Raw genomic sequence first — 12,744 nt, 5'->3', positions numbered from 1 at the left:
CTACGAAAAGCGGCAACGCGGTCGCAGTCGCGGTCGCGAACGCGATGCCGCGCGGCCGCAGGCCCGCCGGCGCTCAGGCCGCTTCGTAGGCCAGCTCGCGCACCCAGTCGAAGGCCTCCAGCTCGATATCCCTGACCTGCTTCGACGTCAAGCCCAGCCTGCGCAGCGCGGCCGTGAACTGGCGGCCGGTGTCGGCCTTCTCGAGCCGCTCGACCACGACCAGCATCGTCCCGAAGGTGCCCTCGCGGTGCAGCAAGGCGGCGCGCACGTCGTCGGCCAGTTCGACGTTGTCGAGGATGTCGGCCATCGGCATCGAGAACAGCGCGTCGGCCAGCGACATGATGCCGACCGTGAAGGCGCGCTCGGCGCAGACCACATTGTCCGGATGCACGTACAGCGACATCAGTTCGAGCAGCTTGCCGCGCGTGGTGGCCAGTTGCAGCAGCGGCGCATTCAGTTCCACCGGCGCACCGGGCGTGTTGTAGAGCAGTATCTGCAGCCAGCGCCGCAATTGCTTGCGGCCCAGCCTGGCGATCGCCTCGGACACGGATTCGATGCGCCGGCCGCTGCCGGCCGCGCGGCCGTTCACCAGGCGCAGCAGGTTCAGGCTGGTGAGCGCGTCGCGCTTGACCGCGCTCTCGATGGCGGCGTCCTCGGCGTCGGCATTGAGCAGCTCCAGCAGGCGCAGGATGGTCAGCTTGGAGGGCGCGATCTTGCGGCCGCTCAGGATCACCGGACGGGCAAAATAATAGCCCTGGAAGAATTCGAAGCCCAGTTCCAGGCAGAGCTGGAATTCCTCGACCGTTTCGACCTTTTCCGCCAGCAGTTTCTTGTCGACGGCGCGCAGCGAGGCCGCCAGCGGACGCAGCGCCTTGCGGTGCACGCCCTTGAGGTCGATCTTGACCACGTCGACCAGGCCGAGCAGCTTGTCGACTTCCGCGGTATGGTCGACCACGTCGTCGAGCGCGAACTTGAAGCCGAGCGCTTTCAGTTCTGCCACGCGGGCCAGCAACTGCTCGGTCGGCTTGACGGTTTCGAGGATTTCGAGGATAACTTTACGCGGTGGCAGGAATCGGACGAAGTCGCTCATCAGGACCACCTCGTCGACATTGACGAACGCTAATTGTTCGCCAACCACCTGCTCCAGGCCCAGTTGGGACGCGTGCGAAATCACGGCCGCGGTAGCGGCGGCGCCGTCGGTCAGGCGAGCATCCTCGTGCTCGCCCGCGGCGCGAAACAGCAGCTCGAAGGCAACCAGATGCTGGTCGCGCCCAAGGATGGGCTGGCGCGCCAGGAAGAATTCGTCGGACGGCATGGATGATACTGCCGTTGCTTCGGCATGCATGTAACACTCCTGGAAACTTTTGCGGCGCGGCAGGCGCGGCAAAGGTGCGCACATGCGCATACCCTTGGCGAATATACACCATTCCGCTAGTCTTTACATTTTTACATCGAAACGCGCGCGACGCCGCGCCGCGCGGCTCCAGCTGTCGTGGACGACGCGAACCTCAGCCCCGGTTTCCGCCCCGGGTGCGCCCCGGCGCCGGCTTGCCCGGACGCTGTCCCTGGCCCTGGCCGCCCGCGCCAGCCTCGCGGCGCGGACCGGACGGACGGCGCTGGTCTGCATACCGCGGCTGGTTCTCGCCGCGCGCCGGATCGAAGCGCTCGTCGGGACGCTCGCCGCCACGCGGCGCGGTGTCGCGCGAACGCGACACCGGACGCCCCGGCTCGCCTTCGCCCTGCGGACGCGAGAAGCGCTTGGCGCGGTTCTGCGCGCCCGCCTTGCTGCCCGGCGCAGCGTCGGCGCCGCCCTGGGCGGTCTCGGTGCGCTGCGGCATGGCTTGCCCCGGCAGGCGCAGGCTGCCGCTGCCCGACAGCGGGCTGGCGCGGCGCGCGTTACCGACCGGCATGCGTGCGCCGCCGGCGTTGCTGGTGCGCGCCGCCGCCGCACCAGTCACCTGGGTGCCGCGCTCGATCAGGAAACTGGCGCCGGCGTCCTTGCCCAGCACCTGCACCAGCCAGGGCATGGTTTCGCGCAGCAGGGGTTCCAGCGTGTACGGCGGATTCAGGATGAACATGCCGCTGCTGTGCAGGCCGAAGCCGTCCGGGCCGGGGGTCGACACGGTCAGGGTCACGTGCAGCCACTCCTTGGCCGGCAGGCGCTTGAGCCTGTCGGCGAACTGGCGCGACTCCATGCGCTGCAGCACCGGGTACCAGACCGCGTAGATGCCGCTAGGGAAGCGGCCGAGGGCCTCGTCCAGCGCGTCGCGCACCTTGCGGTAGTCGTCCTTGACCTCGTAGGGCGGGTCGATCAGCACCAGCGCGCGGCGCGACGGCGGCGGCAGGAGGGCTTTCAGGCTGCCGAAGCCGTCGCCGCGCTCGATGATGACGCGGCGGCCGCGCGCGCGTTCGCCCTGCTCGGCACGGTGCGCCTCGGCCTTGCGGAAGTTGTCCGCCAAAATCTTGCTGTCGGCCGGGTGCAGTTCGAACAGGCGCAGGCGGTCTTCCAGCCGCGTCATCTGGTCGGCGACGTAGGGCGAGCCCGGGTAGTAGCGCATCTTGCCGCTCGGGTTCATGGCCTTCACCAAATCCAGGTAGGGAGCCAGGGGCGCCGGCACGTCCGTGCGGTTCCACAGCGGGCCGATGCCGGTGTCGAATTCGGCGTTCTTGGTGGCCTGGGTACTGTCGAGCGCATACACGCCGGCTCCCGAGTGGGTGTCGATATAGGTATAGGCCGTGTCCTTCTGGTTCATGTACAGGTGCAGTTGCACCTGGACGAAATGCTTGAGGACATCGGCATGGTTACCCGCGTGGAAGGCGTGGCGGTAGCTCAACATAAGCTGGAATTCCTGAGAAGAGAGTGGTGAGGCGTGCGCATGCCGGTCGGCAATGGGCGGCGCTGCAATAGCCGCCATTATCCACTACAACGCCGTCCGGCAGTGAGGGAAGCTGCCGCAAGCCGCGCCAGGCGATGAACGGCGGGCGGCGTCAGGCGCCCGCGGCGGTCCGCGCCTGCGTGGCCATGGCCAGCTGGGCGGCGCCGCGCGCCACCAGGTCCTCGACCTCGTGCAGGGCGTGCACTGCGCAGGCGGCCAGCATGGGGCCGATCGCCTGCGCGCGCAGCACGGCCTGCGCCTGCGCCCAGTAGCCGGGCAGGCGCAGCGCACCGCCGCCGACCGCCAGGCGGCGCGGATTGAGCAGGTTGACGACGCCCGCCAGGGCGCCGCCGAGCGCCTGTCCGCCGGCAGCGATGACCTCGAGCACCGTTGGATCTCCGGCGCCGGCGCGCATCGCCAGTGTCGGCCCGTCGATGCCGAGGCGCGCCGCCATGTAGCCGCCGCCGGCCAGTTCGTCCAGCCGCGTCCATGCTCCGGCGCCGTCGCGCACCGGCCAGTAGCCGAGCTCGCCGGCCCAGCCGGACGCGCCGCGCAGCACGCCCTCCCCGGCGACGATGCCGCAGCCGATCGCGGTGCCGGCCATGACCGTGACGGCAACGGCGCCGGCCGCCAGGTCCGCGTTCGCCGCCTGCAGCGCCGCCTTGGCGTCGTTCGCGAGCGCCCAGGCGCGGACGCGCCCGCCGAGGGCTTCCCGGACGTCCCAGCCCGCCAGGCGCGGCAGCACGTCGCAGGCCGCGACGACCGCGCCGTCGACCAGGCCCGGCACGGCGATCCCGAGCGCGGCCGGCGGGCAAGCGCACTCGTCGAGGAAGCGGCGCAATACCGCGGTCAGTTCGGGAGCGCCGAAGCCGGGCCCGGTCGCGTGCCGCAGCCAGCGGCCGCGATAGCGCAGCAGCAACTTGCTGCCGCCGAGATCGACGCCGGCCGCCGTATCGAACACGCCATCGTCCAGGTTCATGTCGCCTTCCTCCTTCGCGCCGCCAGGCCGCCCGCAGGGTGCGCGGCGGCCGGGACGCCATCCCGGCACGGTACGGCAGCGCACCCCTGTCCGTCAAATCCGTGCGCGCCACGAAAAAAAGCCGCAGGCCCGGCTGGGCGCTGCGGCAACTCTGGAGGCGGGTCGAAGACGGGGCTTACGCGACTTTCTTTTCGTCGAAGAACTGTTCGTCTTCGGTCGAGCCGTGCAGCGCCGTGGTCGAGCTCTGGTTCTGCTGGATGGTCTGGGTCACGGCGTCAAAGTAGCCGGTGCCGACTTCGCGCTGGTGCTTGACCGCGGTGAAGCCCTTCTCGGCGGCGGCGAATTCGGCTTCCTGCAGTTCCACGAAGGCCGACATCTGGCGGCGCGCATAGCCGTGGGCCAGGTTGAACATGCCGTAGTTCAGGGCGTGGAAGCCGGCCAGGGTGATGAACTGGAACTTGTAGCCCATCGCGCCCAGCTCTTCCTGGAACTTGGCGATGGTCGCGTCGTCCAGGTTCTTCTTCCAGTTGAACGACGGCGAGCAGTTATAGGCCAGCAGCTTGCCCGGGAACTTGGCGTGGATGGCTTCGGCGAACTTGCGCGCGAATTCCAGGTCCGGCTTGCCGGTTTCGCACCAGACCAGGTCGGCGAACGGCGCATAGGCCAGGCCGCGCGAGATCGCCTGCTCGATGCCCGGACGGGTCTTGTAGAAGCCTTCGACGGTGCGCTCGCCGGTGCAGAACGCCTTGTCGTTGTCGTCGACGTCCGAGGTCAGGAGGTCGGCCGCCTCGGCGTCGGTGCGGGCCACGACCAGGGTCGAGGTGCCCATCACGTCGGCCGCCAGGCGCGCGGCGGTCAGCTTCTCGACCGCTTCGCGGGTCGGCACCAGCACCTTGCCGCCCATGTGGCCGCACTTCTTCACGGAAGCGAGCTGGTCTTCGAAGTGGACGCCGGCGGCGCCCGCCTCGATCATCGACTTCATCAGCTCGAAGGCGTTCAGCACGCCGCCGAAGCCGGCTTCGGCGTCGGCCACGATCGGGGCGAAGTAATCGATGTCGTCCTTGCCTTCGGACCACTGGATCTGGTCGGCGCGCATGAAGGTGTTGTTGATGCGGCGCACGACCATCGGCACCGAGTTGGCCGGGTACAGCGACTGGTCCGGATACATTTCGCCGGCCAGGTTGGCGTCGCCTGCGACCTGCCAGCCCGACAGGTAAATGGCTTTCAGGCCGGCCTTCACCTGCTGCATCGCCTGGTTGCCGGTCAGGGCGCCCAGGGCGTTGACGAAGGGTTCGTTGTTGACGAGACCCCACAGCTTCTCGGCGCCACGCTTGGCGAGCGTATGCTCGACCTGGATCGAACCGCGCAGGCGCACCACGTCGGCGGCGGTGTAATTGCGCACCACACCTTTCCAACGCGGGTTGCTGTCCCAGTCATTTTGCAGGGCGGTGATCTGCTGTTCACGAGTAGCCATGTTGTTTCTCCTGATTAGATAAAAGCTGCGTTGCGAAGTGAAATCCGTTAGAGAAATGATAGACCCATTGGTGCACAGCACAACAACTCTTATATAAGACAGCAAAAGATTTTTTTATCCCATTAATTCAATCACTTGAGACACTGTTTTCATGATGCGGAAAGGAATTTCTTAAAATGGAAGGGAAAGGCCGTGCGCGCGCAGCAGAAGATTTCACCTTATGAAGCCATCTTTTCGCATGGTGAAATTTGAGGCGGTCCAGGCGAACTGATCACCATACTTGCTGATCGGCTGGAAATGCTTGCGCGAGCGCATATATTGTTGCAAAAAGGAATATTGTATTGACACTAAGAACACTTATCGTCAGCATGGCGGCCTGTTCATTCGACAAGCCCGGACTGGCGAGCGCCAGCCCTCTCACCAGGAAGCCATCTTGACAACCTTGCTTCGCCAGTCCAGCCTTGCGCTGGCCCTCGCCATCGGCGCCCTTCCCGTGCAGGCGGGCGTGCTCACGTTCCAGGACGTCGTCTTCACCACCAGCTGGACCGACAACGTCCTGACCCTGGAAATCGACGCCGCCAAGCACTCGGGCGACTGGACGCGGGCGGTCAGCCTGTCGGCCCTGAGCCTGAAGGACATCGGCACCTATAAAAACGTGAGCGTGAGCGCGGCGCCGAATGGCGCGAGCGACTGGACCCTGAACGCGCGCGAGCTCAACGCCAACGGTTGCGGCGGCGGCGGGACCGCGAAGCGCAACAACCGCGCCCTGTGCCTCAGCGGCGACGCCATCGCCCTGGGCGACAACATGGTGTTCACCTTCACCTTCAGCGGCGGGACTCCCTCGCTGGATGCGCCTCACCTGAAGGTCAACTTCCTAGATGCGGCCGGCAACAAGGCCGGCGACCTGCTGTCGCAGACCATCACGCTGGCTGCCGCGGTGACGCCGCAGCCGCAGCCAGACCCCGCGCCCGCGCCCGCACCGGCGCCGGCGCCGACGCCCGCGCAGCCCTCCGCCCCCGAGGTCGTCGCCACGCCGCCCGACCCGGCGCTGGTGCCCGGCAGCGGCAGCGCGCCGGTGCTGGTCGACGTCTCGGCGCCCACCCTACCGGCCACCGACACCCGCTCCGAGGTGCCCGAGCCGATGAGCATCGCCCTGGTGCTCGGCGGCCTGGCGCTGATGTCGCTGACGCGCAGGAAGCGCAAATAAAGCAAGACAGACCAGACGCGCGCACCGAGGTGCGCGTTTTTTATCCTTCGAATCGAATTGCCGCTGGTCGCCTCAGGCCTTTTGCGGCACGCTGGCGCGCGCGTTGCCGGCGCCGATCGCGGTGGCGATCGCCAGGGTCTGGAACAGGGCCACGCCGATGAACACCGCGGCCGGGTGGCCGCCGTCCATCAGCGCGCCGAACAGCAGCGGGCCGACCGACATGCCGGTGTCCAGGCCGGAATAGACCACGCCGAATACGCGGCCGGTGGCGTTCGGCGGCGCGGCGGCGCGGATCAGCAGGTCGCGCGAGGGACCGGCGACGCCGGTGGCCAGGCCGATCGCGCCCATCACGACCACCACCATCGGCCCCGGCACCACGCTGGCTGCCAGCAGCAGCGCCAGCGCCGCCGCGAACAGGAAGGCGACCGCGATGGTGCGGTCGTGGTTGTGGGCGCGCGCGGCCAGGAAGCCGCCCGCCACCATGCCGGCCGCCGAGGACAGCATGAAGGTGGTGTAGGCGGTCGCCGCCGTGCCCAGCGTGATGCCGTACAGCGCCACCAGGCTGGTCGAGGAGAAGGCCTGGATGCCGCCCAGCGCGATCGAGGTCAGGAAGAAGAAGCCGAAGCACATCCACACCGGCGGCAGGCGCAGGAAGGCGAAGGAGCTGCCCTGCTGCTCGCCCGGCTTGGCGACCGTCGCGCGGTTCGGCAGCACGGCGCGGTTCAGGAACAGGACCAGCAGCATCAGGAAGGGAATCGCGCTGGCCGCCAGCAGCGCCGTGCGCCAGCTCGACAGGGTGGCGACGCCGGCCAGGAAGATCGGCGCCGTCGCCCAGCCGATGTTGCCGGAAATACCGTGCACCGAGAACGCATAGGCCAGCCGCTCCTTCGACACGCCGTGATTCAGTAGCGTGTAGCCGGCCGGGTGGAACACCGCGTTGCCGCAGCCGGCAACGAAGGAACCGGCCAGCAGCACCGCGTAGCTCGGCGCCGAGGCCAGCACCAGCGCGCCCAGGCCCAGCAGGGCCTGGCCGGTGAACAACACCCGGCGCGCGCCGACCCTGTCGACGATGAAGCCGGACAGCGCCTGGCCAACGCCCGAGACGACGAAGAACACCGTCATCAGGAGGCCCAGCTCGGAATAGGACAGCGTGAAGGCTTCCTTGAGCCAGGGAAACAACCCGGCCAGGATCAGGTGATAGAAGTGCGACACCCCGTGCGAGGTGCCGACCAGGGCGATGACGCGGGCGTCCTGGCGCAGGCTGCTTGTCATTTTATGTTTCCCGGAAATCAAGACAGCAGCCAGTGTAGTCAAAAGCGCGCGACTTTGCTGGCGGCGGCCTGGTCTTCCCGTTTCCGGGCGTCCTGCTGGCCTCCTCCGGCCTACTGCTTGCGCGCGAACGCGGCGATGCGCTGCAGCGCGGCCGGCGCGATGGTCTCGTCGATCACCGCATATTCCTTTTCGCTGCCGGTCTTCGCGGTCTGGAACATGTGGTTCAGGGAGGGCATCAGCGCCGCTTCAAGCTTCGCGTTGCCACCCTCCTTCAAGGCCGCGACGATCCCGTCGAGGCTCTCGGGTGGAACTTGCAGGTCGAGGCTGCCGTTCAAGGCCAGGACCGGGCAAGCGACCTTGCGCCAGTCGGGCCGCGGATCGGCCAGCAGCAGCCCGCGTACGAAAGGCTGCGCCGCCACGTCCACCGACAGGGTCCCGGTCCCGATCCGGTATTTCTCGATCAGGGCCTTGTCGCGCTCGGGCAAGGCTTTCTGGTAAGCCTTCAGGGCGGCAACCCGCGGCGCGCTGTCGGCATGGGCCAGCACGATGTCGTAGAAACCGCGTATGTAGGTCATCAATTGCGCAGTCTCCTCGGGCGAGGCGCCGCGGTCCCGGACCAGCAGGCGGTCCTGCAGCAGGATCAGGTCCAGGCCCGGCAGGCCGACCCCGGCCATGGACACGAGGAAGTCGACGTCCGCCGGCTGGCGCGCGGCCACCTTGGCGGCGATCATCGGTCCCTCGCTGTGCCCGACCAGGCCCAGGCGGGCGAACTGCCCGCGCGCCTTGAGGGCGGCGACGGCGGCGCCCAGGTCATCGGCCAGCTGGGCCTGGGTATGGCCCTCGAAGTCGCCGGTCGAGCGCGCGATGCCGCGCTTGTCGTAGCGCAGCACGGCAACGCCCTGGCGCAGCAGGTGATCGGCCAGGACGGCAAAGACGCGGTGTCCGGCGATTTCCTCGTCGCGTGTCAGGGGCCCCGAGCCGTGCACGAGGACCACCACGTTCGGCCTGGCGACGCCCTTGGGAACGGAGAGCGTGGCGCCGAGGGTCACGCCGTCGCCGCTGCGGATGGCAAGGGTTTCCTCGGTATAGGGGAAGGGCGCGGCCGGGTCCTGGGGACGCGCCTTCCTGGGAAACGCGGCGACGCGCTGCAATTGGAGCGGGAAGCTTGCTCCCCCCTGCTTCCATTCGGCCTGGAAGCGGTCGCCGCGCCAGGCCAGGTTCATCTTGCCGAAACCCAGGTCGAGCTCCGCCGTCTCGCCCTGTTCCGCGATGCGCTTGACCGGAATATCGTAGGCGCCCTGGTCGGGGCTGGAAAAACTGGCCCCGCTCGAACCGTCGGCACGCGTGAAGAGCTCGACCCCGCTCTTGAGCACCCGGCCGTCGGGCAGCGTCAGCTCGCCCATCCAGTGTCCCGGATGGTCGGCGACGACGCCGGCCTGGGCACCGGCGTGCACAGCGAACAGGAGGGCCAGGGGGAGCAGCTTGCGCAGTGGAGTCTTCATCGGTGTGCCTCGTCAAAAGTTGGGGATGGAAATGTCGTGGTCCTGGACGAGCAGCACTATAAAGTTGGTGACGAGGCAATCTGGCCAGGATGAGACAGGCGGCCGAAAAATGGTGCTGAAATGCATCTAGCGCGTCACAGGCCAATGTTTGACGCAACAAAAAAGGGCGCATCGCTGCGCCCTTTGTTCCAAGAAATTACCGGCTTACTTCGCCAGCTCGACCTGCGGCTCTTCGCCGAACACCAGCTGCCCGCCCCGCACCCGCACCGGGATGGTGTCCTTCGGCCCGAAGCGGCCCGCCAGGATGGCCTTCGACAGCGGATTCTCGATCTGCTGCTGGATCGCCCGCTTGAGCGGGCGCGCGCCATACACCGGGTCGAAGCCGGCCTCGGCGATCTTCTGCAGGGCCTCGTCGTCGATGTCGAGCACCATTTCCATCTTTTCCAGGCGCGCTTCGAGGTTGCGCAGCTGGATCCGGGCGATGTCGCCGATGTTGCGCTCGTCCAGGGCGTGGAAGACCACGATCTCGTCGATGCGGTTGATGAACTCGGGGCGGAAATGTCCGCGCACCTCGGCCATCACGGCCAGCTTGACCACCGCCGGCTCGTCGGTGTCCATCGACTGGATCTTGTGCGAACCCAGGTTCGAGGTCATCACGATCACCGTGTTCTTGAAGTCCACGGTGCGGCCCTGGCCATCGGTCATGCGGCCGTCGTCCAGCGCCTGGAGCAGCACGTTGAACACGTCCGGGTGCGCCTTCTCGATTTCATCCAGCAGGATCACGCTGTAGGGCTTGCGCCGCACCGCCTCGGTCAGGTAACCGCCCTCCTCGTAGCCGACATAGCCCGGCGGCGCGCCGATCAGCCTGGCGACCGAATGCTTCTCCATGAATTCGCTCATGTCGATGCGGATCAGGGCTTCCTCGGTGTCGAACAGGAAGCTTGCCAGTGCTTTGCACAGCTCGGTCTTGCCGACGCCGGTCGGGCCCAGGAACATGAAGGAGCCGTAGGGACGGTTCGGGTCCGACAGGCCGGCGCGCGAGCGGCGGATCGCGTCGGACACGGCGGTGATCGCCTCGTCCTGGCCGACCACGCGCTCATGGAGCTTCTCCTCGATGTGCAGCAGCTTGTCGCGCTCGCCCTGCATCATGCGCGAGACCGGGATGCCGGTCGCGCGCGAAACCACCTCGGCGATCTCCTCGGCGCCGACTTGCGTGCGCAGCAGCTTCGGCTTTTCCACTTCGCCGTCCTTGCCCGCGGCCGCTTCCTCGGCGTGCTTGAGTTGCGCTTCGAGTTCCGGCAGGCGGCCGTACTGCAGCTCCGAGACCTTCTGCCAGTTCGACTGGCGCTTGGCTTCCTCCATCTGGTGGCGGATGCGCTCGATCTCTTCCTTGATGTGGGTGGTGCCCTGCACCGCCGCCTTTTCCGACTTGAGGATTTCCTCGTAATCGTTGTACTCGCGTTCGAGGCGCGCGATCTCCTCGCCGATCAGGTCCAGGCGGCGCAGCGAGCCCTCGTCGGTTTCCTTCTTCACCGCTTCGCGCTCGATCTTCAACTGGATCAGGCGGCGCTCCAGCTTGTCCATGACTTCCGGCTTGGAGTCGATCTCGATCTTGATCTTCGAGGCCGCCTCGTCGATCAGGTCGATCGCCTTGTCGGGCAGGAAGCGGTCGCTGATGTAGCGGTGCGAGAGCTCGGCCGCGGCGATGATCGCGGGGTCGGTGATCTCGACCTTGTGGTGCAGCTCGTACTTTTCCTGCAGGCCGCGCAGGATGGCGATGGTCGCCTCCACGCTCGGCTCGTCGACCATGATCTTCTGGAAGCGGCGCTCGAGCGCGGCGTCCTTCTCGACGTACTTGCGGTATTCGTCGAGCGTGGTGGCGCCGACGCAGTGCAGTTCGCCCCTCGCCAGCGCGGGTTTGAGCATGTTGCCGGCGTCCATGGCGCCTTCGGCCTTGCCGGCGCCGACCATGGTGTGGATCTCGTCGATGAAGACGATGGTCTGGCCCTCGTCCTGGGCCAGTTCCTTCAGCACCGACTTCAGGCGCTCCTCGAACTCCCCGCGATACTTGGCGCCGGCCAGCAGCGCCGCCATGTCGAGCGACAGCACGCGCTTGCCCTTGAGCGAATCGGGCACTTCGCCGTTCACGATGCGCTGCGCCAGGCCCTCGACGATGGCGGTCTTGCCCACGCCCGGCTCGCCGATCAGCACCGGGTTGTTCTTGGTGCGGCGCTGCAGGACCTGGATCGCGCGGCGGATCTCGTCGTCGCGGCCGATCACGGGGTCGAGCTTGCCCATGCGGGCGCGCTCGGTCAGGTCGAGGGTGTATTTCTTCAGCGCCTCGCGCTGGCCTTCGGCGTCCTGCGAATTCACGTTTTCGCCGCCGCGCACGGCGGAGATCGCCGACTCCAGCGACTTGCGCGCCAGGCCGTTCTCGCGCGCCAGGCGGCCGGCCTCGGATTTGTCCTCGGTCAGCGCCAGCAGCACCATCTCGCTGGACAGGAACTGGTCGCCGCGCTTCTGCGACTCGCGGTCGGCCAGGTTCAGCAAGGCCACCAGGTCGCGCCCCGGCAGCACCTCGCCGCCGGTGCCCGAGACCTTGGCCGAGCGCTCCAGCGCGCTGCGCAGGCCATTCGTCAGGCCGCCGACGTTCACGCCGGCGCGCTGCAGCAGCGAGCGCGCGCCGCCGTCGTCCTGGTTCAGCAGCGCCGTCAGCAGGTGAACGGATTCGATGTACTGGTTGTCGTTGCCGACCGCCAGGCTCTGGGCATCCGCCAGGGCTTCCTGGAGCTTGGTCGTCAATTTATCTTGCCGCATGTTGTTGCTCCCTAGTGAGTGTTATTTAACTGGGAAGAACATGTGGGGGAGGCCGCGAATTTTCAAGATGGTCAAGGCAGCGGCAAGGCACAAGTGTTCAATCCTTCGAAAAAACCTGAGGATTCCTCAAGGTTTTATCGGTTTCTCATTGTCCCGCGCTCGCCTAAGCTGGAATCCATCAACCACAACCCAAGCGAGGACACCATGCGACTGTATGCCACCGATAGCCCCGACGCCGTTTGCCGCCTGCTGGCGCTGTCGATGATCGTCGACGGCCACCAGGCGCCGTCGGAAATGAAGGCGCTGGAACACAGCGCGATCCTGGAACGGCTCGGCGTCGATGCCGAGCGCTTCGACGATGCCGTTGTCGCCCTGTGCGACGACCTGCTCGACGCCGCCCGCCGCCGCGGCGACGCCGAGATCGAGATCGACAACGCGACGCTCGACCGCCTGCTCGACGACGTCGCCGACCCGCTGCTGCGCATGCACGTGCTCAAGGCGATGCTCGACATCGTCCACGCCGACCGCCTGATCGACAGCCGCGAAGGCCTGCTGGTGCGGCGCGCCCAGCGACGCTGGTCGGTGCCTGCCGACGCGGTTCCAATGGAGGAATGACG

General features: G+C 67.3%; 9 protein-coding genes. 2 read left to right on the top strand and 7 right to left on the bottom strand.

What is annotated here, in order from left to right; genetic code table 11:
• Window positions 1–73 precede the first annotated feature (73 nt).
• The 4 genes from RT688_RS05840 to aceA form a co-directional block, all read right to left on the bottom strand.
• A complete protein-coding gene (locus tag RT688_RS05840) occupies window positions 74–1,345 on the bottom strand; it encodes an EAL domain-containing protein (protein ID WP_313703907.1) in 1,272 nt (423 codons plus the stop codon).
• Between the two features lie 163 nt (window positions 1,346–1,508).
• Window positions 1,509–2,837: a 23S rRNA (adenine(2030)-N(6))-methyltransferase RlmJ gene (gene rlmJ / locus RT688_RS05835; protein ID WP_313703906.1), complete on the bottom strand. Its 1,329-nt coding sequence runs from the start codon at window positions 2,835–2,837 to the stop codon at window positions 1,509–1,511.
• 151 nt (window positions 2,838–2,988) lie between these two features.
• The gene (locus RT688_RS05830; RefSeq protein ID WP_313703905.1) at window positions 2,989–3,855 is read right to left on the bottom strand and encodes an ROK family protein; all 867 of its coding nucleotides are present in this window, start codon (window positions 3,853–3,855) and stop codon (window positions 2,989–2,991) included.
• A 175-nt stretch (window positions 3,856–4,030) separates the two neighbouring features.
• Window positions 4,031–5,329, bottom strand: coding sequence for an isocitrate lyase (aceA, locus tag RT688_RS05825; RefSeq protein ID WP_313703904.1), 1,299 nt, complete (start codon window positions 5,327–5,329; stop codon window positions 4,031–4,033).
• A 433-nt stretch (window positions 5,330–5,762) separates the two neighbouring features.
• Between aceA and RT688_RS05820 the strand changes: the two genes are divergently transcribed.
• Window positions 5,763–6,536 (top strand): PEP-CTERM sorting domain-containing protein, encoded by a 774-nt coding sequence (locus tag RT688_RS05820; RefSeq protein ID WP_313703903.1) that lies wholly within the window; start codon window positions 5,763–5,765, stop codon window positions 6,534–6,536.
• 72 nt (window positions 6,537–6,608) lie between these two features.
• On the opposite strand, the gene RT688_RS05815 is transcribed toward RT688_RS05820, so the two are convergent.
• The 3 genes from RT688_RS05815 to clpB form a co-directional block, all read right to left on the bottom strand.
• Complete coding sequence (locus RT688_RS05815; RefSeq protein ID WP_313703902.1) at window positions 6,609–7,808, bottom strand: MFS transporter; 1,200 nt, start codon at window positions 7,806–7,808, stop codon at window positions 6,609–6,611.
• Window positions 7,809–7,918: 110 nt separating this feature from the next.
• The gene (locus RT688_RS05810; protein ID WP_313703901.1) at window positions 7,919–9,310 is read right to left on the bottom strand and encodes an alpha/beta hydrolase; all 1,392 of its coding nucleotides are present in this window, start codon (window positions 9,308–9,310) and stop codon (window positions 7,919–7,921) included.
• A gap of 204 nt (window positions 9,311–9,514) precedes the next feature.
• Window positions 9,515–12,127, bottom strand: coding sequence for an ATP-dependent chaperone ClpB (gene clpB / locus RT688_RS05805; protein WP_313703900.1), 2,613 nt, complete (start codon window positions 12,125–12,127; stop codon window positions 9,515–9,517).
• A gap of 204 nt (window positions 12,128–12,331) precedes the next feature.
• Between clpB and RT688_RS05800 the strand changes: the two genes are divergently transcribed.
• Window positions 12,332–12,742 carry a TerB family tellurite resistance protein gene (locus RT688_RS05800; RefSeq protein WP_313703899.1) on the top strand — a complete coding sequence of 137 codons (411 nt, stop codon included), beginning with the start codon at window positions 12,332–12,334 and terminating at the stop codon, window positions 12,740–12,742.
• Window positions 12,743–12,744: the final 2 nt, after the last annotated feature.

This window comes from Massilia sp. (assembly GCF_032106685.1).
GTDB lineage: Bacteria > Pseudomonadota > Gammaproteobacteria > Burkholderiales > Burkholderiaceae_D > Telluria.
This window is presented reverse-complemented; position numbering and strand designations above follow the sequence as displayed.